The sequence below is a fragment of the Aeribacillus sp. FSL M8-0254 genome, from assembly GCF_038008845.1.
Lineage (GTDB): Bacteria > Bacillota > Bacilli > Bacillales > Aeribacillaceae > Aeribacillus > Aeribacillus composti.
Map to the genome: position 1 here is coordinate 633,681 of NZ_JBBOZY010000001.1, position 23,827 is coordinate 657,507.

Below are 23,827 nucleotides of genomic sequence, written 5' to 3' on the forward strand. Positions count from 1 at the left end.
TGGAGGCTTCTTTTTTTGCACTGGCGCACAAAACTACTGATGCTAAATGTTTTAATAGAATCAAAGCTTGATGCAAAATGGCGATTATGTTTCTATTAAATCAATATAATAATTAGTTTGGTCAAATTCACTCTTTTTGTTTATAGGTTTCAAATTATATCCATTTTATTTTACTTCAATCATCACGGCATCTCCCTGACCGCTTCCAGAACAGATCGCTGCGATTCCAATCCCTCCTCCGCGACGGCGTAATTCGTACGCTAGTGTCAAAAGAATACGCGCGCCGCTTGCGCCGATTGGGTGACCAAGGGCAACAGCACCGCCATTTACATTCACTTTTTTCGGATCGATTCCCGCAATTTTTATACTAGCGAGTGCAACGACTGCGAATGCTTCATTAATTTCGAACAAGTCGATATCATCGACAGATTTCCCCGTCTTTTTCAATAGCTCAAGAATGACAAGGCCCGGTGTTATTGGAAAATTTTCTGCTTCAACCGCAACTTCTGCATGGCCAATGATGGTTGCAAGAACGCTTTTACCTTCTCTTTTTGCCCGTTCATCGCTCATCAGTACAAGCGCTGCAGCTCCATCATTAATTCCAGGTGCGTTGCCGGCTGTAATCGTTCCATCTTTGTCAAATACAGGAGGTAATGTTGCCAGAATCTCTTTCGTTGTGTTTTTTCGCGGTGATTCATCTTTATAAACGACAAGCGGGCTGCCTTTACGCTGTGGAATTTCAACCGCTGCAATCTCTTCTGCCATCTTGCCTTCTTCGATTGCTGCAATTGCTCTTTTATGGCTTCTCACAGCCCAATTGTCCTGTTCTTCACGCGATATTTCATACTCTTTCGCAATTTTGTTACCGTACGTCCCCATATGAACACCAGTAAAACTGCATGACAGGCCATCATGAATCATTAAATCAACCATCTGTGCATTACCCATTCTTAACCCCCATCTTGCATTCTTCAATGCATATGGAGCGTTTGACATTGACTCCATGCCGCCTGCCAAAATGATTTCTTCGTCGCCTGCTCGAATGATTTGATCAGCCATTGTTACACTGCGAAGACCGGATGCACAAACTTTATTCACTGTTTCTGTTTTAATGCTCCAAGGAATACCTGCTTCACGAGCTGCCTGGCGCGACGGGATCTGTCCCTGTCCAGCCTGAAGAACATTTCCGAAAATGACTTCATTCACATCTTCAGGCTTTACTTCTGCTCGCATTAAAGCCTCTTTCATCGAAATACCGCCAAGCTGTGATGCTGTTAATTGAGCAAGCGAACCGTTAAATTTTCCAATCGGGGTACGCGCGCCTTCTAAAATAACTGTCGTTACCATTTAATTCACCTCCGAAAGTTCAGGAGAAACTGTGAATTTTGCCTCTGTTTTTGCTATCACTTCATCAACTGAAACACCATCCATTGTTTCAATTAGCACCATCCCTTGATCTGTAAAGTCAAACACGGCTAAATCGGTAATCAATCGATGGACGACCCCTTTGCCAGTAAGTGGAAGCGTACATTCTTTCTTCACTTTCGATTCCCCGCTCTTGTTCAAATGTTCCATAATGACGATGACACGTTTCGCACCGTTTACAAGATCCATTGCTCCGCCCATACCTTTGACCATTTTTCCTGGAATCATCCAATTGGCTAAATCGCCGTTCTCTGAAACTTCCATACCTCCTAAAATAGCAAGATCAATATGTCCTCCACGAACCATTGCAAATGATTCGGCACTGTCAAAAAATGAAGCGCCGAGCACTGTAGTAATCGTTTCTTTACCAGCGTTAATCAAATCGGGATCTTCCTCCCCTTCAACCGGATAAGGTCCAATGCCAAGCAGCCCATTTTCTGAATGTAATAAGATGTTGAAATTGGACGGAATCTCATTGGCAATAAGTGTTGGCATTCCGATACCAAGATTGACAATCATTCCGTTTTCAATTTCCTTTACCGCACGCTTAACAATCTTTAATCGATTGTTAGACATCCTGATCACTCCTTCTCTTATTTAGTAACCACTGTTCTCCGCTCAATGCGTTTTTCATAATTCGTTCCTACCAGTAAGCGTTGAACATAAATACATGGTGTGTGAATTTCGTCCGGATCAAGTTCACCAGGTTCAACAATTTGTTCCACTTCCGCTATGGTGATTTTACCTGCCATTGCGGCAAGCGGATTAAAATTTCGCGCTGTTTTCCGATACACAAGATTCCCATAAGTATCAGCCTTCCACGCTTTTACAAAAGCAAAATCTGCAACGATGGCTTCCTCTAGCAAATATGTTTTTCCGTTGAACTCTCTTTCTTCTTTTCCTTTTGCGATCGGCGTTCCGACACCTGTTGCGGTATAAAAAGCCGGAATTCCTGCTCCGCCTGCTCTCATTCGTTCTGCAAGAGTACCTTGTGGTATAAGTTCTACTTCTAAATCGCCGCTTAAAAATTGCTGTTCAAAAATTTTATTTTCCCCGACGTAGGAAGCGACCATTTTTTTGATTTGTTTATTTTTGAGTAGAAGACCAAGTCCCCAATCATCGACACCACAATTGTTGCTGTAAATAGTCAAATTCTTTGTCCCCTTGTCACGTAAAGCTTGAATAGTCTTTTCTGGAATTCCGCACAACCCAAATCCGCCTACAACAATGGATGCACCGTCTTGAATGTCTGAAACCGCTTCCGAAAATGAATTCATGATTTTGTTCATGAACATCTCCTCCTTTCTTTGTCTTATGTAAGAGTTTACATTCCCATTATCTATAAGTAAAATAGATAAAAAGAATACAATTTATTCCAATAGTGAATAAATAAGGGGGAGTATGGTGGAATTTCGTGATATTCAATCTTTCATTGATGTTGCCAATCATAACAGCTTTACAAAGGCTGCTGAATATTCCTACTTATCACAGCCTTCATTAAGCAAAGCCGTTAAAAAGCTTGAAGCTGAGCTGCATGTTGAACTGATCGAAAGGTCAACTCGTCATCTCCGTTTGACAGATGCAGGTCAAATTGTATATCAGCAAGGAAAAAAATTGATTGAAACGTTGGAAGAAATGAAAATGTTATTAGATGAACTTTCTAATCTTGCGACTGGAGAGATTAAGATGGGGGTTCCGCCGCTCATTGGAACTTTGTTTTTTCCTTCTATTGCTAGAATGTTTCATCAAAACTATCCGAATGTGAAACTTGAACTTATAGAGCTTGGGGCAAAGGTCATCGAACAATTAGTGGAAGAAGGAGAGATTGACATTGGCATAGTTGTACTGCCTGTAGACGAATCCGTTTTTCATATTCATCCGTTTATTACAGAAGAATTTGTCTTGTTTATTCATCGCGACCACCCAATTGCACAAAAACAAACAGTTTCAATACATGAATTAAAAGATGAACCGTTTATATTGTTTTCAAAAAATTTCAAACTCCACGATTACATCATCAACACATGTAAAAATGCAGGCTTTACTCCAATTGTTTCATATGAAAGCTCGCAATGGGATTTAATTCTTGAGCTTGTTTCATCAAAACTAGGTATTACTTTAATGCCGAAAATGATTTTTCATAAACAGAACAGCCCCAACATCACGATTGTTCCACTTAAAGATCCGCCTCTTCTTTGGAGACTCGGCATCATTACGAGAAAAGGTAGATATCACTCATTTGCTTTAAAAAAATTGCTGGAAATGCTTAAAGAAAATCCATTATGATTTTTCAAACGTATTTATCGTTTCGATAATGGGGACTTTCATCAAAGTATCAACTGTTTCCGGTGAAAATTTGAGAACATTCAAACTTGTTTTTTACTTAGAAACAAAATGAAACTGCAGTTATTGTTCATCAAATTTTCCATCATAAAATTAGGACGGTACAATAGTGGCTTTGTCATTCAAGTCGTCTTTGTTGTCCCTTGGAAAATTCCTTGTCGTTATTTTTATGTTTACTAGACTAAAAGATGGTCTATTTTTTTACAAAAAATCTCTTGATCGAGCTTAAGCTGTCTGTCGAATAGTATGGAGCAAGCAACAAAATTCTATGGGCAAATTGCAACAAATTCTTTTTTAGCTGTATTGTTGTACGAAAAAATTGTAGCGAAACAGTGTAGCGATTCACTACAATTCATCATTCTCTTTCACCATTCTCTAATTTACGAAAGCCTTTTCTCTCCTTAATTTTTTGATAATTTTTAATATTGGCACGAATGTTGCAAAGTAAAAAGCGAAAACAAAATCAATTTTTGAAAAAAGAAAGGAGAGAAATGGATGGAAGCAGTAACAACTCGGAATGCACAAATACTTGCTATCGATGCAGGGGGAACGATGACAGATACCTTCATTATTGACGACAATGGTGAATTTGTCGTCGGAAAAGCACAATCCACACCTGAAGATGAATCAATTGGTCTTCTCAACTCTGCAAGGGATGCACTAACTTACTGGAACACAACAGTAGAAGAAGAATTTCCTAAATTGCTTGCGGGTGTCTACTCCGGAACAGCGATGCTGAATCGTCTCGTGTCAAGGAAAGGACGCCGCGTCGGTCTGATCGTTAATAAAGGGATGGAGGATTTCCATCGAATGGGCCGGGCGATCCAGGCTTACCTAGGATATTCTTATTCAGACCGTTTACACTTGAATACTCATCGTTACGATCCTCCACTTGTACCGAGAGAATTGACAAGAGGCGTAACAGAAAGAGTCGATTTATTTGGAAACGTTGTCATTCCGCTTTATGAACATGAAGTGGAACCAGCAGTATTGGACCTTCTGGAACAGGATGTCGAAGCAATTGTGATCAGTTTGCTTCATTCTTACAAATATCCGCAGCATGAACGAAAAATTAGGGATATTGCAAAGGAAGTCATGAAGAAAGTCGGAAAAGAAGTGCCTGTGTTTGCATCGGTTGATTATTACCCTGTTAGAAAAGAGTCTCACCGCACAAATACAACCATTATTGAAGCATATGCAGCAGACCCGTCTCGGGAGACATTGTCGAAAATTGATAACATGTTAAGAAATCACGGGGCAAAATTTGATCTTCGGGTCATGGCCAGCCACGGTGGAACGATAAGTACGCGTGCAAATGAACTGGCAAGAACGCTCGTTTCAGGTCCGATTGGGGGAGTAGTTGGCGCGAAATATCTTGGTGAACAACTCGGTATTCGCAATATTGCATGCTCGGATATCGGCGGAACAAGTTTTGATATGGCTCTTATTACTCAAGGGGATTTGAGTATTAATACAAGCCCAGATATGGCAAGGCTTGTACTATCATTACCGCTTGTTTCCATGGATACTGTTGGAGCTGGGGCAGGCAGCTTTGTGCGAGTGGATCCGAACTTCAAATCATTAACACTTGGACCGGACAGCGCAGGTTCGAGAGTCGGCGTTTGTTATCCGGAGGGCGGCATAGAAACGGTAACAGTAACCGACTGCCACGTGGTTCTTGGACTAATCAACCCGGATAATTTCCTTGGCGGCGAGGTTAAGCTATATCCGGAAAGAGCTTATGAAGCATTGAAGAAGCAGGTCGCCGATCCGCTCGGATTATCTGTTGAAGACGCAGCATACGGTGTTATCGATCTGCTTGAGTCGCAACTGCGCAATTACCTTGAATCTATGATCCTTGGAAAAGGGTATTCGCCATCTCAATATGTATGCTTCTCTTATGGAGGCGGCGGTCCGCTTCATACTGCCGGCTACACAAAAGGTCTTGGCTTTGAAGATGTTCTAGTACCGGCGTGGGCAGCTGGATTTTCTGCTTTTGGCTGCGGTGCGGCAGACTTTGAATACCGCTATGATAAAACACTTGATATCAATGTAAACAACGGAGATGAAGACAGCAGTAAGCTGAAGGCAGGTAAAGAATTGCAGGATGCTTGGGATGAACTAATCGAAAAAGTGGCAGCTGAATTTGAGAAAAATAACTTTAAACGACAAGATGTGAGTTTCCGTCTTTATTTCCGCATGCAGTACCAAGGTCAGTTAAACGACCTTGAAATTGAATCGCCGATTCAAAAGTTTAAGGATATTAACGACTGGGAAGAGCTTGTCAAAGCATTCGAAGAAACGTATGCGAGAATTTACGCAAAAGCGGCCAAATCGCCTGAACTCGGTTACAGCATCACAGGAGCAATCGTACGCGGTATTGTTGAAGTGGCAAAGCCGAAAATTCCTGAGGAGCCTTTATCTGGAGAAACTCCGCCGTCAGAAGCGTTTCTTGGCCAGCGTGATGTGTATTGGAAGGGCGAGTGGATCAAAGCAAACATTTGGGAAATGGAAAAATTGAAGCCAGGGAACAAAATCGGTGCATTTTCAATTTTAGAATCTCCAGCCACAACGTTTGTGATTCCGCCTGGTTTTGAAACATATCTTGATGAGCATCGCATTTTCCACTTAAAAGAACTTTAAGGAAAAAGGAGGGTATTTTTTCATGACGATTACTGAAAAAACAATACAAAGCCAGAAAAATATTGGTTGGCACGGAAAAACACTCAAGCAAATGCGTAAAGAAATTGATGAAATCAGCCGAGAGACAGGACATTACGCAGGTTTAAAAACATTGCCATTAAAAGAGTCATATCCAATCCGCTATGAAAAGATCTTTTCAAAATTGCGGGGAGGAGTTGTGCATGCAAGGGAAACGGCCAAAAGAGTGGCGGCCTCCCCGATTGTTGAGCAAGAAGGGGAATTATGCTTTACTTTATACACTCCTGAAGGAGATTCGATTGTAACTTCTACTGGAATTATCATTCACGTCGGGACGATGGGCGCAGCGATTAAATACATGATTAAAAACGATTATGAAGAGAATCCGGGAATTGAAGACGGAGATATTTTCTGTAACAATGATTGCCAGATCGGAAATGTGCACCCATGTGACGTTCATACAATTGTTCCAATCTTTTACGAGGGCGAGCTGATAGGCTGGGTTGGCGGAGTTACCCACGTAATTGATGTTGGGGCGACTGCACCAGGAAGTATGACCGTTGGACCAGTTAGCCGTTACGATGACGGTTATCAAGTGGCCTGCCGTAAAATCGGTAAAAATGATACGCTCTTAAAAGATTGGCTTATTGAAAGCCAGCGTTCTGTCCGAACAACAAAGTACTGGCTTCTTGATGAACGGACTCGCGTTGCCGGCTGCCATATGATCAGAGACCTTGTCCTTGATATTGTTAAGGAGGAAGGTGTCGACACTTATAAACAATTTATTCGCGAGGTAATTGAGGATGGACGGCGCGGTTTTGTCAATCAAGTAAAAACGTTGCTGATTCCGGGTAAATACCGCCAAGTTTCATTTGTGGACGTACCGTATAAAAACCTAGATGTTCCTCCTTACGCTCGTGTAAACACGATTATGCATGCCCCAACAGAACTGACTGTTCACAAAGATGGCAAGTTCCAAATCGACTTTGAAGGCGTTAACAGATGGGGATGGCACAGCTACAATGCTACACCTGTTTCGATTACGAGCGGAATATGGGTCATGATGTCGCAAACGCTCATCCCGAACGATCGGGTTAATGATGGCGCTTATTATGCGAGCCAGTTCGACTTGCCTTACGGTTCATGGCTAAATCCGGACGATATTCGGACCGCTCACAGCTATGCATGGCACTTCCTTGTATCTGCATGGAGTCCATTATGGCGTGCACTTAGCCGCAACTACTTTGCACGCGGGTATTTAGAAGAAGTTAACGCCGGAAATGCCAACACTTCTAACTGGCTGCAAGGAGGAGGATATAACCAATTTAACGAAAATCATGCCGTTAACAGCTTCGAATCAGCAGCCGAAGGGGTCGGAGCAAGTGCGGTAAGAGACGGTATTAACCATGCGGCAGCCATCTGGAACCCTGAAGGTGATATGGGAGATATGGAAATTTGGGAGCTCGCAGAACCGCTTCTTTATTTGGGACGAAGCATAAAACCAAATACAGCAGGGTATGGAAAATACCGGGGAGGCAGCGGCTACGAGACTTTGCGGATGGTATATGGTGCAAAAGACTGGACAATGTTCTTTATGGGAAATGGCTATATGTCAAGTGACTGCGGTTTAATGGGAGGCTATCCAGCAGCATCAGGATACCGTTTTGAAGCACATGGAACGAATTTGAAAGAACGGATCGAAAAAAGACTGCCTATTCCTACAGGGGGAGACAGTGATCCGGATAATCCAGAATACGATACTTTAATGGAAGCAAAGGAAATTATCCGTGATAAGCAATCCATTACAACAGAAACAATTTTTGAAAATTACGATCTGTATTTAAATTACCTTCGTGGGGGACCTGGTTTTGGGGATCCGCTTGAGCGCAAGCCGAAAATGATTGAGGATGATTTAAATGAAGGACTGCTGCTGCCGCGTTATGCAGAAAGCGTTTACGGAGCAGTTGTCAGCAAAAATGAAAAAGGCAAGTATATCGTTGATGAAAAAGCGACAGAAAAACGCCGCAAAAAAATGAGAAAAGAGCGTCTAAAGCGCGGGGTTCCTGTAAAAGAATGGATGGAGCAGGAGAGACAAAAAATTCTAAACAAAGAAGCGGCTGTACAGGTTCGTCATATGTATGCCGGCAGCTTTGCCTTAAGTGAAAAATTTGCGAATGAGTTTAAACAGTTCTGGAATCTGCCGACAGAATGGCATTTATCAGAAGATGAGTTAGGTGTACCAACCTTCGGAGCAAAAATAAATCATCAGAAAAAAACGGGGTGAGAACATGGCACAATATGATCGTAAGACGATTGAAGAGCTGATCGACGGAACAATTGATTTTTACAAATTAAAAGAAATGCTTTCAAATTTTAAGGATACTGACCGATTTGATAAATATATCAGCATTTTGCAGGAAAGAGTTCCATGGGATGATCCAATTCTATTGCCGGCTGGACTTCACCTTTATATCGTTTTGAAGCCAGATGGCAAACGAGTCGTAAAGTGTGATTGCGGACATGAATTTTGTGAGGCAAGTGACAACTGGAAACTTCATGCGCTTATACACGTTCGTGATACAGAGGAAAAAATGGTGGAGCTGTATCCGAAGCTGCTTGCTCCAGATCCGGAGTGGCAGGTTATACGTGAATACTATTGCCCAAATTGTGCAAGTCAACTGGAGGTAGAAGCTGTAACACCTTGGTATCCAATCTTAAAAGATTTTGAACCAGATATTGATGCATTTTACAATGAATGGCTGAAGCGTCCGATACCTCAAGTGAAATAAACCATCAACCAGGAGTTCGTTTCTGACTAAAGTCTGACACAATCGAACAGCAAGTGGATAACCTAGTGTTTTCATCACAAAGGTTATCCACTTTTATTTAAAGCAGTTTTAAAAAAACTATAGAAAGTTGACACATTATTTCATTTTTAGAGAGAATACCATAAATAAACAGAATTTTTCACGACAAGCAGTTCAAAACGTATTGCTCAAAATTAATCTGTCGCATGCACACTTGAGCAAATGCGTTAAACATTTGACATCGTTTTGATAAAGCGATGGTGAACGCATGAATTTGATTCAAAAGATTAAAAATGCGAATCTAGACACTTGATATCTTCGAGTAAATACGTTAATAATTGTGGTAACACTTGTCACTTCCTTGCTTATCATCACTGGTGTGTAATTCCTTAAGAACTACGGGGGTGGTAAGTTTTTTGCTTTTAAAGCCCCGAATAAAGTATTTTTATAATCTATTTTCGAAAAATTTTGATAATATGTCCAAGAGGAGGGGGGAGTACATGGGCAATCCATATATATCTATTTTCTCTACGCACAACTTGCCAGATAAAAAAAGAGATTTGGAAACTTTATGGGAAATGTTTGTGGAAAGATCGTGGGAAGATAAAATATCGGGCAAAATACGAAAAAATGTTTTAGATTCTTGGAGCCGCTGTCAGGAAACTGGAGTTGACCCGATGCAATTGCAAACGAAGGCAGCTTTAACAGAATACGAATTAAATCATCTGTTAAAAGGATCTGAGCTATATCAAATTGCGAAACCGATTATTGATAATTTATTTTATAAGTTGAAAGGTACTCGGTATCTTATCACGCTGACGGATGAAAACGGTTGCATAATTTATTTAAAAGGTGAACCGTATGTTTTGCGGGAAGCGGAAAAAATGAATTTCACAGTTGGCATGGACTGGAGCGAAAATGCAGCAGGTACAAATGCGATTGGAACGTGTATCGTCACCCAAAATCCCATTCAAATTTTTTCTGCAGAACACTTTTGTCAAGGATGTCATCCATGGACATGTTCTTCAGCTCCTATCATTCATCCCTTCACAAAAGAGGTCATCGGTGTCATCGATTTTACAGGATTTTGGGAAGATGCTCAGCCTCATACACTTGGTTTAGCTGTATCCACTGCACAAGTGATTGAAAAACAGCTTGCATACGTCTATATGAAAGTGAATAACTATTTAATAGATTATTTTTTTCAATGCGCAAATAAATGGAAAAACGATCATATTCTAGTACTGAACCATGCCTTTTATGTTGTGAAGAGCAGTGAAAAGCTAAAGGAATTATTTAACCTGAAACATGCAGGAGATTTGGCGGTAAATCCTGATTTTCATCCTTTAATAAATGAGATGAAAAGGATGTCCAAATTCTCTGCGAAAAACGATATTTCCAGCGATTTGATGGTTCGAGATTTCAAGGTTTTAGCAATCGAGCCGATTCATTTTAAAGGGGAAGTTGCTGGATATATGGTCGTGTTGAAGGATAACAAAAAGGTATTCCGTACCACTGCGCGATACATTCTCAAGGATGAACCATGGAACGATATTATTGGGACATCGGATGCATTGTTAACAGCACTAAACAAATGTTATAAAGCTGCTCCTTCAAATGTTCCGATTCTTCTGTTGGGAGAAAGCGGTACAGGAAAGGAAAAAATTGCAAAATCAATACATCAATCTAGTCAGAGAAGAGACAAACCTTTTTTAGCAATAAACTGTGGCGCAATTCCGAAAGAATTGATTGGAAGTGAACTGTTCGGTTACGAAAGTGGAACTTTTACCGGAGGTTCGAAAGAAGGGAAGAAAGGAAAATTTGAGGAAGCAAACGAAGGAACCTTGTTTTTAGATGAAATCGGCGAGATGCCGCTAGATCTGCAAGTCCATTTGCTTAGGGTGCTGCAAGAAAAGGAGATTATGAGGCTGGGTTCATCTCAAACGATTCCAATTAATGTGAGAATTATTGCTGCAACGAATAAGAACTTATATGCCTTGTGTAAACAAGGGCTTTTTCGCGAAGACTTATTTTTTAGACTTAACGTTGTTACGGTTAATATTCCTCCTCTTCGTGAGCGAAGGGAAGATATTCCTCTGATTGCTGATTATTTCTTAAAAAAATTTGCAAAAAAGTATGCGAGAGAATCCCTTTCCATTGCGCAAGAAACTTTAAATTACTTTTTAGAATATTCGTGGCCCGGCAACATAAGAGAAATGCAAAATGTCATTGAGTATGCCGTCATATTTAGTGATTCTCCTGTTATTAGGATAGAAGACTTGCCGGCATACTTTATTGAAAACAGAATGAGCCTCTCCATCAATAACCAGCTTAAAGATTTATCTTTAATTGAAATCGAAGAGCAAAAAGTGCTTGTCAGGCTTTTAGAGGAAACAGGCTGGAATTTATCAGCTGTCGCCAAAAAAATGAATATTGCCAGGTCCACTCTTTATCGGAAGTTAAAAAAATATCAGCTAAAACAAACATAAGCCGATTTTCTCGCGTAAATACAATCATATTCACTAAACTCTTCACATGTCATCACATCTCAAATTTTTTAAAACAAAAAAATGCCTAGGCAAGGCGCCTTTTTTTACGGTGTCATAGTTAATAGAAGCTAGTGTGTTGAAAATAAAAAGATCCTCAAACAAAGCTATCATACCTTATCCATTCCTTCCATACAATTGAAATGAACGACGATCATGGGAGGATGGATGATGCAATTTTATTACGGTCAGCAAATGCCGCTTCGCATATTGGATGAAGCGGAGTTTTGGAAGCATCAAGAGGAAGAGCATACTGTTGTGATCCGAGAGCTGGTGGCAAATTTAGAGCAAAACTATGTAGATGCTTTGTTAAATTGGGAAGAAGAATTGTCGAAGACGCATCAAAAGGTTGTGCGCTATATTGAGTCTGTCATACGCTCCCCTTACTATATTCCAGCAAAGCTTTATCAACGAGTATTGAATTTGGTGTCATTTTGCTTAAAGCAAAGTCTCGATTTTATTAAATTATGCCGGCAAATTAAAACGGAAAGCGCTGCTGTTCGAAAAAATCCGACCGCCAAAGTTGTTTTGAACCATATTATTCGTGAATCAGAATATTTTGTCGGCATAGCGCAAGTGCTGTTGTATGGCAGCAAGTAAATTTTCAAGGGAATTCCTTTTTTGAAGGAGTTTCCTTTTTGTTTTCCTGGATTTTATTATTATATCTATGATATGCAATTTCGAGAGTATGAGGATATTTTTACATACTATGGAATACTAGTAAGAAAAATTTTATTTATAAAAACTTGCTGGAATATTGATTTTTATGCGGTTTTTACATTAACTAATTAGATATAGGAATTGTTATTGTTAGTTATAGGATTTAGTTAAAGACATCGGTTAGATTAAACCGGTGTCTTTAATTATAGAGGTTGTTATTTAGAAATGTTGAATTCTAAAATCACAGGGTAATTATTTTGGAGAGAAAAAGGGAGGAGTTCAGTATTTTAATTAATTGGTACAGGATTTGAGAAATGTCCGACATTTCTTTTGAAAAGCCGTTGACATTCTTTTATAGTTTCAGTAGGTTGATAGTAGGTTACAAAGGGTGGGATGTCAGTGAAGGCTTTTTTATTCAGAGTGTTCGTTTTTGCTGTTTTATGGACGTACTTTTTATTTTCAGCTTTTTTGGATCATTCAGCACATCTCACCTTATTGGTATTTTTAAGTGCTTGTACAATTGGCTGCTATTTTTTTCTGCCTGTTGTCAAAAATCCTCTTCTGTTGTACATCATCTTGGATCTCTTCATTTTGTCAGCGGGATGGCTTCAGTCTGCTGCAGGCAATCATGCCTCTCTTTTATTAATTTTATACCTTTATGTCGAAGCAATTTTTCAGCTGAAAAAACAGTCCTTTCGTCTGTTTGCCGTTATTCATGTTTTTGCTTCGATTCTCATCGCCTTATTCCTTCCTAATCCTTTTGAATGGCTGACGGCGTTTGCAATATTTACGTTCATTTCTGTTGTTTTAAATGAATATATCTTTGAAAGGAAGGAACAAAGGGAGCTGTATGAACAACTATTGGGAGAATATAGGAGATTAAAGCGTATCAGCTATGAAAACGAGCGGTCGGCCAGATTGGAAGAACGAACGAGAATTGCCCGTGATATTCATGATTCTGTCGGGCATAAATTAACGGCATTGCTGATGCAGCTTGAGATGCTTTCGATCAAAGAGAAAAGGAAGGAATATGAAGAATTAAAATCTTTAGTTCGCGAAAGTTTAGAGGAAACGAGACATGCAGTTAGGGCGCTAAAAATGGATGAAAGTGAAGGGATTTCGTCAGTGCTTCAGCTCATTCGCAAGCTGGAATCGGAAAGTCATATTATGGTGCATTTTACGACGAAGCAAGGGGTTTTGTCGGCCCGTCTTACTAATCAGCAAAATGTCGTTTTGTACCGAGTCATCCAAGAGGCGCTAACGAATGCGATGCGGCATGCGCAATCAAGGGAAGTGTATATCATATTAGGAAAAAATGCGATCGGTGACTTGGAATTTACGATAAAAAACCGGATATCGGATGCCAAACCGTTTCAAAAAGGCTTCGGTTTAACGAATATGAAAGAGCGTGTGAAAGAAGCTGGAGGAAGCTTGAACATATTTCAAACAAATGATGAGTTTGTTGTTCATGGGACTTTGCCAATAAAGGAGTATGAATGATGACCATCCGTATTTTACTTGTTGAAGATCAAGCCATTGTCCGCCAGGGTTTGAAAATGATGATCGAACAGGACGAGCAATTAAAAGTAGTCGCGGAAGCTGAGCATGGGTTAAAAGCAATCGAAATAATGGAAAAGACAATTGTAGATCTGATATTAATGGATATTCGCATGCCAGTTATGAACGGAGTAGAAGCGACTAAAAAAATAAAAGAGCGGTGGCCTGATGCGAAAATTCTTATTTTAACAACGTTTAATGATGAGGAATATGCCGTACAGACGTTGAAGGATGGGGCAAGTGGTTTTTTGCTGAAGACATCTGAACCGACAAAGCTGATTGATGCGATACATAGCTGCATGAAAGGCGGAATGTCCATTCATGAAGATGTAGCGGCAAAAATGGTACCGAAGCTGCTGGAAAAGCCAAAAAAAGAGATGGTGAACGTGCCTTTAACACCGCGTGAGCTGGCGATTGTGAAGCTTGTCGGCGAAGGAAAAACGAACAAAGAAATTGCGTCTGACCTTCATTTGTCCGTCGGAACTGTCAAAAACCATATGACGCAAATTTTAAATAAACTTGGGCTGCGGGATAGAACACAGCTCGCTATTTATGCCATTAAACATGATATTTGCTAGCTGTTTGATTAGGATCGGCTATTTAGGCCGGTCTTTTTTTGTATTGAAATAATGCCGTGAAATTTTAAAGCTCTATGTTAATGAAGCGTTCATAATTGAAAAATGTTTGCTTCGACTCGGAATGTTTGCTGATTTTCAGCGTTATTCCTAGAGACTTTGTAAATGTATGACCTAAGTCATAGTTTTTCAGTGAAAAGAGTGACTGCAGATAGTATGTGAGAAAGTGCGGACGCTGTAATATACAAATAGAACGTTGAGAGGGAGGATAAAAAATGCTGGAAGCTGTTGAAATAACGAAAAGGTTTAAACAAACGCATGCTGTAAACGGTGTGAATTTATTTTTGGAAAGAGGGGAAATCATCGGGCTTTTGGGGCCAAACGGCGCCGGCAAATCGACCACCATTTCAATTATTTCTACTCTGATTCCGCCGACAAGCGGTGATGTTCGTTTGCATAACGAAAGTGTCATCAAAAGGCCGGAAAAGCTCAGAAAAATTTTAGGGGTTGTACCGCAAGAAATTGCATTATATCCCGATTTATCAGCGCGGGAAAATTTGCTGTTTTTCGGCAAAATTTATCGGCTGTCAGGTTCGCAATTAAAACAGAAGGTAGAGGAAGTTTTGGAAATGATCGGTTTAACGGATCGCCAGCATGATCTTGTCAAAAATTTTTCAGGCGGAATGAAGAGAAGATTGAACATCGGGGCTGCCTTGCTGCACGAACCTGAATTGATCATTATGGATGAACCGACAGTCGGCATTGATCCGCAATCAAGAAATTATATTTTGGAAACGGTCAAAAGGTTAAATAAGGAGAAAAAAATGACCGTATTGTACACGAGCCATTATATGGAGGAAGTCGAATTTTTATGCAATCGCATTTACATTATGGATAAAGGGAATATTTTGGCGGCCGGTACTAAAGAGGAGATAAAAAATATTTTATCGGCAGAAAACACAACCCAAATTACTGTCGAGCGCGTGAACGATTCATTTATTCAAGCGCTGCGTGATCATCCGGTTGTCAATCGCGTGACTGTGCAAGATCGGGTAATTACCGTATTAACGCCAAAGGAAGCGAATGCTTTTTCCATATTGTTCAAAATTGCTGAGGAAACAAACACAATGTTGACATCTATCGAGATTAAAACACCTACTTTGGAAGATGTGTTTCTTCATTTAACTGGAAGAGCATTACGAAATTAAAAGGGTGATGACCATGATTGGACAATTTATTAAGAAACAATTTTTAATAATGATCCGCAATAAGCAGGAATTGCTTCTTCTATTAGTAATGCCGTTCACTCTTATATCTATTTTAGGTTTTGCGCTCACAAGTGTAATGGACAGTAAAAAAATGGATATTCAAGCGAAAGTAGCGATTGTCGAACATGGCAATGAACAAGAGGACTTCGAAAAATTCGCCAACGACGTAAAAAACGTGCAAATGCCGGATGAGGAAAAGGAATTTCTATTAAAACAAGTGGAAAAAATGATGCCTATTTCCATTTTAAAACAAGAAATTTTAGGCTCAAAAGAGCTGGAACCGTATATACAAATGGCAGAGTTTCAGCCTTCTGAATTGGAGGAAATCCGCGAAAATGACAAATATACAGTCATTGTTGAAGTGCCGGAGCATTTTTCATACACGTTGTTAAACCATTTAATATTTGGTGAGAAAACGAAGCCGAAGCTTAGTATATATGTCAACGAAGGCAAAGACATTACAGCCCAATTTGTTCAAGAGCTCATCACTGAATTTCAAGAGCAATATTCTTTGATTTCTAAACTGGATCAAGCTGGCTTAAACGAATCCCTTGAACTGCCTGTCGCAAAAGTAAAAGGAGAAATGGAAACCGTGACAAAACGGGAGCCGATTAATTCTTTTACTTATTATACAGTCGGCATAAGCGTTATGTTTGTGTTGTATCTGGCCTCGTATATTTCGTCTCATGCTTTGCAAGAAAAACAGTCGAACGCATTCCATCGTTTGTTGCTTGCCAATGTACCGAAAAATTTATACATGGCTGCTATTTTCATAACTTCCTTGATCATTGCCTTTTTTCAGCTCTCCTTGTTATATGCTTTAGCAGCCGTTTTTTACAGTGTCAAGTGGCCGGATCTCGTCTCGTTTATCATTGTTACGCTTGCTCTTTGTGTGGCAGTCGGAGGAATAGGAACCTTTTTAACATCATTGAGCTATCGAATAAATTCAGATAATGTTTCCATTTTCTTCTCAAGCGGAGTCGTTTCTATTTTGGCTTTTCTTGGCGGCAGCTATTTCCCGGTTTCGCAAATGTCGGAATTTATGCACAAATTGGGGGATATGACGCCAAATGGAGCCGGCATGACAGCTTATTTAAAAATTTTGCAAGGCTATGATCTGTCGCAATTTATTTGGCCTGTCATATACTTATGTCTTTTCGGTTTTGTTATGTTTGTATTGAGCTTGCTAGTTTTCCCAAAAAGGGGTGAAATGGCGTGATCGGAGTTTTGACAGCAAAGCTGCGTCTTTTTATCCGGAAGCCTTGGCTATTTTTAATGGTGTCGATCCTTTCTGTCGTTTTTGCTATGCTCATCAGTTCCGTAAACAAACAGACTATAGTTGTTCCAGTATACAGCGCGCTGCCTGAAAGTGAAGTGAAGGAAATCATTCGCTCTCTTGAGCAGTATAATCTATTTTCGTTTAAAAGGATGAAAAAAGAGGAAGTTGAAAAGCTGGTTGGCGAAGGTAAGGTGGAAGCAGGTGTGGAGCTTAAAAAGGACGATTTCCGCATAATCGTTGCTTCCAATACCCCCAATAGCTATTTGGTTCAGCAAACGGTTCAAAAAGTTTACGCAAAAGCATTACAATCCAAGTCGATCATCGATCAGGTGAAGGAAAAACAAGGAGAATCAAGCGCAAAGCAAGTGGCAAAATCGCTTGCGGAAGCGAAAAACGATCCGGTGTTTACCGTAGAGACAAAACATTTCCGTGCGGATGAAACTGTTATCATCAACAGCAAAATGCAATCGATTTTCGGCAGTGTCTTATTTTTTGTCATTTATACGATTGCGTACAACGTTTTTAATATATTAATGGAAAAGCGAAACGGCATTTGGGATCGAATGATTTTGTCGCCGGTCAAAAAATGGGAGATGTATGCCGGAAATTTAATTTACAGTTTTGCAACCGGCTATATTCAGGTGGCGCTCATTTTTGCAGTCTTTCACTTTGTGTTTGATGTAGATTTCAGCGATAAATTTTGGTTTGTGCTCGTATTGCTCATCCCTTATGTACTGGCAATTGTCGCAATATCAATTTTTATAGTAGGAATTGTCAATAATGAGCAGCAGTTTCATGCGGTGCTTCCGCTTGTTTCTGTCAGCATGGCGATGCTCGGAGGAGCTTATTGGCCGCTGGAAATTGTTTCTTCGGATGCACTTCTCTTGCTTTCAAAATTTGTCCCCGTAACGTATGGAATGGACCTGTTAAAAGGGGCGGTAGTTTACGGCTACTCATTCAGCGATTTGCTCTATCCGATGAGCATCCTATTCTTGATGGCTGTTGTGTTCATGGGGTTAGGGATCAACATTATGGAGCGGAAACGGGCTTAAGCGGTCAGCTTCCATTTGTAAATTATATGTGGCTCCCGCCTTAATCGTTGGCGGGAGCAAAATTTTGCATTTGTCGGCTGACAAGCTTTTGATACAACGGATGGGACTGCAAAAGTTCATCATGTGTTCCCTGACCGGTAATTTTACCATTTTCGAGGACGATGATTAAATCTGCATTAATAATAGTTGAAAGTCGATGGGCGATGACAAATGTTGTACGATTTTTCATAAGATGAAGGAGAGCGTTTTGCACTTTTTGCTCGGAGTTGCTGTCTAAATTGGATGTAGCTTCATCCAGCAGAAGAATTTTTGGATTTCTCAACAGTGCCCTCGCGATGGCAATGCGCTGACGCTGCCCACCGGATAGCTTGATCCCTCTTTCGCCGACTTCCGTTTCATAGCCGTCTTGCATTTGTTCGATGAATTCATCTGCATTGGCCAATTGCGCTGCTTTTCTCACTTCTTCTTCGCTGACTGTACGATTTAGGCCGTAGCAAATATTTTCACGAATCGTGCCAGACATAATCGGGCTTTCTTGAGAAACGTAACCGATCTGTTGGCGCCACTCAAAAAGCGGAAATTCGCGAATGTCGGTATTCCCTAATTTTATTGCCCCGTTTGTTGGCTGATAGAACCGTTCAATAAGGGAAAAAATAGTTGTTTTACCAGCACCGCTTGGTCCGACGATCGCGACGGTTTGGCCGGGCTTCACTTCAAAATGAACGTTTTGCAAAATCGTTTTTCCTTTTTCATAAGCAAACGAGATGTTTTGAAACACGATCGGTTTATGAACATCAATTCTTGTATTTCCATTATTATATTCTGTTTCTGTATTCAAAAGCTGCTGAATTCGTTCTGTCGCACCCATTGCCTTTTGGAAAGCTGTAAAAAATCCTGCCATTTGGCTAAAAGGTACAATAATTTGCACCATATATATTATGATGGCAACGAGCGAACCTGCGGATAATTCTCCTCTGGCAACACGAATTCCTCCATAGCCGATAATGACGACTAACACCGCCATAATAATCGTTGCCATTAAAGGTGAAATAATCGCTTGGATTTTTGCTTCCTTCAAGCCGAATCGGAACAACTGCTGAATTTTTTGATTTCCGTTTTGTTTTTCGACAGGTTCGGCAATGTTTGATTTTACCAACCGGATATCGCTCAGCACGCGGCCTAGATTGCCGCTGAAAGTGGCCATTTCGTCTTGGGTTTGCATGGAAATTTTATAGATTTTCTGTCCAAGTGGAAGAACCAATACGATAGCAAGCGGTACAAAAATAAACAGAATGAGCGTCATTTTCCAATCAATGATAATTAAAATAGCGACAGCCCCTAAGACCGTAACAATTCCTGAAACAAAATTAGCAAAATGCTCGGTCACAAGCGACTTTACTGTATAAGTGTCCTGTGTTATGCGGCTCATCAATTCTCCAGATTCATGGCGGTCAAAATAAGGTATCGGCAAATACAGCACATGGTTCCAAAGCTTTGAACGGATTTTTGCCACAATATATTCGCCAATATAAGACATAAGATAATAGGAGAAGCCTGATGTAGCTGACTGAAGAATAAAAACTGCAATCAATAAAAAGATTAAATGAGTTTCAATACTTGAAGTTGAAAAACGATCAATCAAATCCCGTGTAAAGATCGGAACGACTAATCCTGTAGCTGCTTCCAAAAGACTTAATGCGATTGCCGCAACAAAAATCCAGAAAGGAGGGTTAGCCATTTTTATCAGCTTTTTAAAATTTTGCCAGGAAGTTTGATTTTTTTCAAAATTCTCCACAACGAATCTCTCCTTTACGTTCGGGCCATTTTGAATCAGGATTGCTGGATAGCTTCTCTCCTTCTTAGTTTTATCTTAAAACCTGACGTAACGTTAGAATCAATATATTTTTTGAAAAAATTGATTTAAATTTTGAAATTGTATGGAAAGGAAGAATTGCGGCTGTCTAAGTGGAACAGATTTGACGGCTCAGTCCTTTTCATATCGTTAAAACGGTTACATGAAGCCCGCCTCTAAGCAAGTGGGAGGGGGTAGTTCATCGAAATATTTTAAAGAAAGAATTAATGAATCACTAAGTGCAAGAGAGAAGAGTTTGGCTTTGTGTTGCGCCGGCTAGTATCCAGCAAGCCCGGCCAAACAACGAAAAGCGAGCGCGGATCTTGACCTTTGATTATTTTTTCAATTTGAAAGGGATTTGCTTCTTGGTTGTCAAAATATATTTTTGTATCAAACATAGATGGGGAAGGAGAATTCATCATGAAAACTGCTGATTTATGCGATCAATATTTAGAAAAGCTTCAAGTTTGTAAATTGCCGCTTATCAGTTATGGGGGACAAAAGGAATTTTCAGGTCCAATTGCAACGGTTGAAGTGTTTGAAGATAATGTGCTAGTTCGTCAGGCTCTAGAAACGATCCCAAAAGGTTCAGTTCTTGTTGTGGATGGAAAAGGTTCACGAAACTGCGCGCTTTTAGGAGATCGTTTAGCTCAGATTGCATGTGAACGTGAATTATCTGGCGTGATTATAAATGGATGTATACGCGACTCCGCTGAAATTGCAACGATGCCGATTGGGGTAAAGGCACTCGGCACCTGTCCGGTTAAAAGTAAAAAAGAAGGGAAAGGAAGCCGTGATGTCGTACTTGAATTTGGTGAAGTGCGCTGGATCCCAAATGCGTATGTGTATGCTGACAGCGATGGCATTGTCGTTTCTGAAGTGTCGCTAAATATGAATATAGAATAATTTAATTGATTGCATACTGTCCTTACGTGGGACAACATAGTGATCTATACTTGAAAAGCTGTCAAACGATACAGAGGACGAAACGTAATGTCGAAAGGAAAAATGAGAATTTTTTGCGAATAACACGCGTTCAGACGCACCGTCAGCTTATATAAGTAACAATGAAGATCTAGACAAAAAGTCGACATTCGTATAAAAGAGTCGACTTTTTCCTTTTCATCATTTACGTCACTTTTATATTTGACGATTTATTACAATTATTGCTATTGCTGTTGCTTCTTCCAATCGCTTGAGTAAAAAATGGATGAATTTTTTGGTCACCGCTGCCTTTATCGTACTTTTAATGAACTCTCCTTTTTATTTAGAAAAATGCAGGAAAGTTATTCGCCATTTCTACTAATGTCATGATCACCGTTTTTTCTGTGAAAATTTTTACGCACGAACAGCTTCATTTGCGGCTTCCATCAGCACTTGCCCCGAAGAGGTTAAAATTTATAATGCCGCCTTCATAATTTTTTTCGCAGCAAGCATTTCTTGTTGATTGTCAATCCTAACTTCTCGTCCATTCATGTATCTTAATACAAATGAGGTGTAAACATTGGAAACATTTAATTGGCATAAAGAAGCAGAAAAAAACTGGAATGATCGGGCCGATTTTTGGAATCAAAGCAGTGAGGAAAGGTGGGAGCATGGCAACCGTAAAACGATTGTTCCTTTTATTTTAAAGCATATACCGAAAGGAAGTTATATCGCTGATTTAGGCTGCGGGGACGGATACGGTTCGCTTAAGCTTCATGAAGCAGGCTATCATGTTATTGGCATTGATTTCTCCAAGGAAATGATTGAAAAGGCGAAGTCGAGAGGAGAGAACGAGCATTTGCAATTTCTTCAAGGGGATTTAACGAAATTGCCGTTTCCTGATGAAACATTTTCAGGAGCAATGGCAATTAACTCGATTGAGTGGATAGAGAAGCCGCTGGAAGCTTTGAATGAAATGAGGCGAGTGTTAAAAAACGGTCATCTCCTTTGTGTAGGGCTGCTCGGTCCGACCGCTGCTCCGCGAATGCACAGCTATCGCCGATTATATGGAGAGCCAGTGATTTGCAATACAATGATGCCATGGGAGTTTGAAAAATTAGCGAAGGAAAACGGCTGGGAACTAGTTGATGGAGAAGGAGTTTATAAAAGCAGAGTCACTGAGAAACTAGTTGCCTCACTTTCAACGGAGTTAAAGCAGGCATTAACCTTCATGTGGTTATTCATGCTTCGTAAAGCTGAATAGCAAATGGGGACTTATTTTGTTGTAGTTGTTTAAAAAGAAACGAAAACAATATTTTACACATTCTATAAAAAATGTCCTAGGGGAAGATTCATTGGAACATTCTGATAGAATTCAATCATGGGCTGGACAGGAAAAGTAGGTCGTTACATTGCCAAAAAAGCGTTAGAAAGCGGCTGCCAAGTTCGTATGCTTGTTAGAAATCCAGATAAATTAGCATATCGTGATGACAGAATTTAGCTTATTAGGGGAGATGTTCAAAATATAAATTTTATTCGAATTCTCCTCAAAGACTGTAATATTGTTATAAATACCTTTGGACAGTCGGTAAAGGCTTTGCCGTTATATAGCAGTGTACCGAATAATGTCCTTGCGGTAATGCATGAATTTGGAATTAAAAGATACTAAGGGGTTACAGGTGCGGTCCCAACTATAAAAGGTGACAACAAGAAACTAATAAATAGAATAGGTGCAAAAATGCTTGAACTCTTATTTCCTAAGATGATGACAGACAAACGAAAAGAACTACACATTCTCGCAAATAGTGAGATTGACTGGACGCTTGTACGCTTACCATTTGTTGTTTAGGGGTCAGAAACGGGCAATATAAAGGAAAGCTTAACGGATATGCCGGGAATAAAAATTTCGAATGCTGATATAGCAAGATTTATTATTGATCAGATTCATGAAAAGAAGCCTTTTATTTCAAGCTGACTAAAAGCTATATGTGGGAAAGAAGCCATTTTTTTATAAAGCCATGAGTTATTTTGCTACTCGCTAATGATTGAAAATAATTTTTGGAATTCACTGTTTATTATAGAAAACTCACTGTCCACGCCATCCAAAATGAAACATGTTATATCGAAGCTTCAAGTACTACATGATAATGATAATAATCAATCCTTTTTGGTAGGCCCCTCTTTTAAAGTCCATGTTCAAAAAATGGATGCGGACCACACATATACAAAAATTTATTCATTCTGTCTGGTATGAAAAAATGGAAGTGATGCTTAAGCGGCGATTCAGGTCGTACCGTTCATCAAGCAACAAATTAAGAAACTAGAAAACAGATAAAAACGTAAAAATAATGATAAGGCTTAAGCCTTTGGCTTTCATGTTGTCACACTAGTTTCCGCCCTCCCATATTGTGCAGGTAGGAGGGTGAGAAGCATGCCAAATTATCGGATCATCGTTGACATTTCGGATCGCAAACTTTTTCTGTTGGATGGAAACAAAGTGATTAGGGGGTACCCAGTAGGAATAGGAAAAATTGTCACCGCGACGCCGATTGGTCGTTTTAAGATTGTCAATAAAGCTCCGAACCCAGGAGGGCCTTATGGTGTCTTATGGATGGGATTGTCGAAAAAACATTACGGCATTCATGGAACAAATGACCCTTCTTCGATCGGGAAAAGGGTGTCCAAAGGCTGCATTCGCATGCACAATCACGATATCATTGAATTGTCCAAATTCGTTCGAATCGGCACGATAGTTGATATAAGGCAATAAATAACAGCGACAACTAGCATCACAAGGTTTAGAGTATTGTTTAATAGGTTTTCCGTAAACTTGGACAGCTCTTGTTATATGTCATGATAGGAGCTGTCTGCCAGAAAT

General features: G+C 40.0%; 19 protein-coding genes. 15 read left to right on the forward strand and 4 right to left on the reverse strand.

Annotated elements, in window-relative coordinates; genetic code table 11:
- Positions 1 to 165: 165 nt before the first annotated feature.
- Genes NSQ44_RS03075 through NSQ44_RS03085 form a run of 3 tightly spaced genes read right to left on the reverse strand, consistent with a single transcriptional unit; the run spans position 166 to position 2,714 of the window.
- Positions 166 to 1,347 (reverse strand): acetyl-CoA C-acetyltransferase, encoded by a 1,182-nt coding sequence (locus NSQ44_RS03075; protein ID WP_340854849.1) that lies wholly within the window; start codon positions 1,345 to 1,347, stop codon positions 166 to 168.
- Positions 1,348 to 2,001: a CoA transferase subunit B gene (locus tag NSQ44_RS03080; protein ID WP_063389241.1), complete on the reverse strand. Its 654-nt coding sequence runs from the start codon at positions 1,999 to 2,001 to the stop codon at positions 1,348 to 1,350. It lies immediately after the preceding gene.
- Positions 2,002 to 2,018: 17 nt separating this feature from the next.
- A complete protein-coding gene (locus NSQ44_RS03085) occupies positions 2,019 to 2,714 on the reverse strand; it encodes a CoA transferase subunit A (protein ID WP_094245162.1) in 696 nt (231 codons plus the stop codon).
- Positions 2,715 to 2,829: 115 nt separating this feature from the next.
- Between NSQ44_RS03085 and NSQ44_RS03090 the strand changes: the two genes are divergently transcribed.
- From NSQ44_RS03090 to NSQ44_RS03140, 11 genes are all read left to right on the forward strand, one after another.
- The gene (locus tag NSQ44_RS03090; protein ID WP_340789674.1) at positions 2,830 to 3,711 is read left to right on the forward strand and encodes a LysR family transcriptional regulator; all 882 of its coding nucleotides are present in this window, start codon (positions 2,830 to 2,832) and stop codon (positions 3,709 to 3,711) included.
- Between the two features lie 552 nt (positions 3,712 to 4,263).
- Positions 4,264 to 6,411, forward strand: a complete 2,148-nt coding sequence (locus tag NSQ44_RS03095; RefSeq protein WP_063389238.1) for a hydantoinase/oxoprolinase family protein — start codon at positions 4,264 to 4,266, stop codon at positions 6,409 to 6,411.
- Positions 6,412 to 6,433: 22 nt separating this feature from the next.
- Positions 6,434 to 8,713 (forward strand): hydantoinase B/oxoprolinase family protein, encoded by a 2,280-nt coding sequence (locus NSQ44_RS03100; protein ID WP_066246781.1) that lies wholly within the window; start codon positions 6,434 to 6,436, stop codon positions 8,711 to 8,713.
- Positions 8,714 to 8,717: 4 nt separating this feature from the next.
- Positions 8,718 to 9,218 (forward strand): acetone carboxylase subunit gamma, encoded by a 501-nt coding sequence (locus NSQ44_RS03105; protein ID WP_144598056.1) that lies wholly within the window; start codon positions 8,718 to 8,720, stop codon positions 9,216 to 9,218.
- Between the two features lie 518 nt (positions 9,219 to 9,736).
- Complete coding sequence (locus NSQ44_RS03110; RefSeq protein ID WP_311066882.1) at positions 9,737 to 11,725, forward strand: sigma-54-dependent Fis family transcriptional regulator; 1,989 nt, start codon at positions 9,737 to 9,739, stop codon at positions 11,723 to 11,725.
- Positions 11,726 to 11,953: 228 nt separating this feature from the next.
- Positions 11,954 to 12,382 carry a DUF2935 domain-containing protein gene (locus tag NSQ44_RS03115; RefSeq protein ID WP_063389235.1) on the forward strand — a complete coding sequence of 143 codons (429 nt, stop codon included), beginning with the start codon at positions 11,954 to 11,956 and terminating at the stop codon, positions 12,380 to 12,382.
- A gap of 459 nt (positions 12,383 to 12,841) precedes the next feature.
- Positions 12,842 to 13,942, forward strand: coding sequence for a sensor histidine kinase (locus tag NSQ44_RS03120; protein WP_340854851.1), 1,101 nt, complete (start codon positions 12,842 to 12,844; stop codon positions 13,940 to 13,942).
- A complete protein-coding gene (locus NSQ44_RS03125; RefSeq protein ID WP_327848463.1) occupies positions 13,942 to 14,577 on the forward strand; it encodes a response regulator in 636 nt (211 codons plus the stop codon). Before NSQ44_RS03120 ends, NSQ44_RS03125 begins: the two co-directional genes overlap by 1 nt.
- A gap of 272 nt (positions 14,578 to 14,849) precedes the next feature.
- Entirely contained in the window at positions 14,850 to 15,782 is a 933-nt protein-coding gene (locus NSQ44_RS03130) for an ABC transporter ATP-binding protein (protein WP_340854853.1), read from the forward strand.
- A gap of 13 nt (positions 15,783 to 15,795) precedes the next feature.
- A complete protein-coding gene (locus tag NSQ44_RS03135; protein WP_340854854.1) occupies positions 15,796 to 17,061 on the forward strand; it encodes an ABC transporter permease in 1,266 nt (421 codons plus the stop codon).
- Positions 17,058 to 18,173, forward strand: coding sequence for an ABC transporter permease (locus tag NSQ44_RS03140; RefSeq protein WP_340854856.1), 1,116 nt, complete (start codon positions 17,058 to 17,060; stop codon positions 18,171 to 18,173). The genes NSQ44_RS03135 and NSQ44_RS03140 overlap by 4 nt, the downstream gene beginning before the upstream one ends.
- Positions 18,174 to 18,213: 40 nt before the next feature.
- Here the strand turns inward: NSQ44_RS03140 and NSQ44_RS03145 are convergent, their stop codons facing one another.
- Positions 18,214 to 19,911 carry an ABC transporter ATP-binding protein gene (locus NSQ44_RS03145; protein WP_340858105.1) on the reverse strand — a complete coding sequence of 566 codons (1,698 nt, stop codon included), beginning with the start codon at positions 19,909 to 19,911 and terminating at the stop codon, positions 18,214 to 18,216.
- 534 nt (positions 19,912 to 20,445) lie between these two features.
- On the opposite strand from NSQ44_RS03145, the gene rraA reads away from it, so the two are divergent.
- The 4 genes from rraA (at position 20,446) to NSQ44_RS03165 (ending at position 23,719) form a co-directional block, all read left to right on the forward strand.
- Positions 20,446 to 20,931 carry a ribonuclease E activity regulator RraA gene (gene rraA, locus NSQ44_RS03150; RefSeq protein ID WP_063389228.1) on the forward strand — a complete coding sequence of 162 codons (486 nt, stop codon included), beginning with the start codon at positions 20,446 to 20,448 and terminating at the stop codon, positions 20,929 to 20,931.
- Positions 20,932 to 21,529: 598 nt separating this feature from the next.
- Positions 21,530 to 22,213, forward strand: a complete 684-nt coding sequence (locus NSQ44_RS03155) for a class I SAM-dependent methyltransferase (RefSeq protein ID WP_340854858.1) — start codon at positions 21,530 to 21,532, stop codon at positions 22,211 to 22,213.
- A 117-nt stretch (positions 22,214 to 22,330) separates the two neighbouring features.
- Positions 22,331 to 22,450 carry an NAD(P)H-binding protein gene (locus tag NSQ44_RS03160; RefSeq protein ID WP_340854859.1) on the forward strand — a complete coding sequence of 40 codons (120 nt, stop codon included), beginning with the start codon at positions 22,331 to 22,333 and terminating at the stop codon, positions 22,448 to 22,450.
- A gap of 930 nt (positions 22,451 to 23,380) precedes the next feature.
- On the forward strand, positions 23,381 to 23,719 hold the full coding sequence (locus NSQ44_RS03165; RefSeq protein WP_063389226.1) for a L,D-transpeptidase: 339 nt from the start codon (positions 23,381 to 23,383) through the stop codon (positions 23,717 to 23,719).
- The last annotated feature ends 108 nt before the right edge of the window (positions 23,720 to 23,827 follow it).

What these genes read in the sequence shown, in the direction of transcription:
- NSQ44_RS03075 (WP_340854849.1), bottom strand. Translation starts at nt 1,347, where the DNA reads ATGGTAACGACAGTTATTTTAGAAGGCGCGCGTACCCCGATTGGAAAA.
- NSQ44_RS03080 (WP_063389241.1), bottom strand. Translation starts at nt 2,001, where the DNA reads ATGTCTAACAATCGATTAAAGATTGTTAAGCGTGCGGTAAAGGAAATT.
- NSQ44_RS03085 (WP_094245162.1), bottom strand. Translation starts at nt 2,714, where the DNA reads ATGAACAAAATCATGAATTCATTTTCGGAAGCGGTTTCAGACATTCAA.
- NSQ44_RS03095 (WP_063389238.1), top strand. Translation starts at nt 4,264, where the DNA reads ATGGAAGCAGTAACAACTCGGAATGCACAAATACTTGCTATCGATGCA.
- NSQ44_RS03100 (WP_066246781.1), top strand. Translation starts at nt 6,434, where the DNA reads ATGACGATTACTGAAAAAACAATACAAAGCCAGAAAAATATTGGTTGG.
- NSQ44_RS03105 (WP_144598056.1), top strand. Translation starts at nt 8,718, where the DNA reads ATGGCACAATATGATCGTAAGACGATTGAAGAGCTGATCGACGGAACA.
- NSQ44_RS03110 (WP_311066882.1), top strand. Translation starts at nt 9,737, where the DNA reads ATGGGCAATCCATATATATCTATTTTCTCTACGCACAACTTGCCAGAT.
- NSQ44_RS03115 (WP_063389235.1), top strand. Translation starts at nt 11,954, where the DNA reads ATGCAATTTTATTACGGTCAGCAAATGCCGCTTCGCATATTGGATGAA.
- NSQ44_RS03125 (WP_327848463.1), top strand. Translation starts at nt 13,942, where the DNA reads ATGACCATCCGTATTTTACTTGTTGAAGATCAAGCCATTGTCCGCCAG.
- NSQ44_RS03130 (WP_340854853.1), top strand. Translation starts at nt 14,850, where the DNA reads ATGCTGGAAGCTGTTGAAATAACGAAAAGGTTTAAACAAACGCATGCT.
- NSQ44_RS03135 (WP_340854854.1), top strand. Translation starts at nt 15,796, where the DNA reads ATGATTGGACAATTTATTAAGAAACAATTTTTAATAATGATCCGCAAT.
- NSQ44_RS03145 (WP_340858105.1), bottom strand. Translation starts at nt 19,911, where the DNA reads ATGGCTAACCCTCCTTTCTGGATTTTTGTTGCGGCAATCGCATTAAGT.
- rraA (WP_063389228.1), top strand. Translation starts at nt 20,446, where the DNA reads ATGAAAACTGCTGATTTATGCGATCAATATTTAGAAAAGCTTCAAGTT.
- NSQ44_RS03160 (WP_340854859.1), top strand. Translation starts at nt 22,331, where the DNA reads ATGGGCTGGACAGGAAAAGTAGGTCGTTACATTGCCAAAAAAGCGTTA.
- NSQ44_RS03165 (WP_063389226.1), top strand. Translation starts at nt 23,381, where the DNA reads ATGCCAAATTATCGGATCATCGTTGACATTTCGGATCGCAAACTTTTT.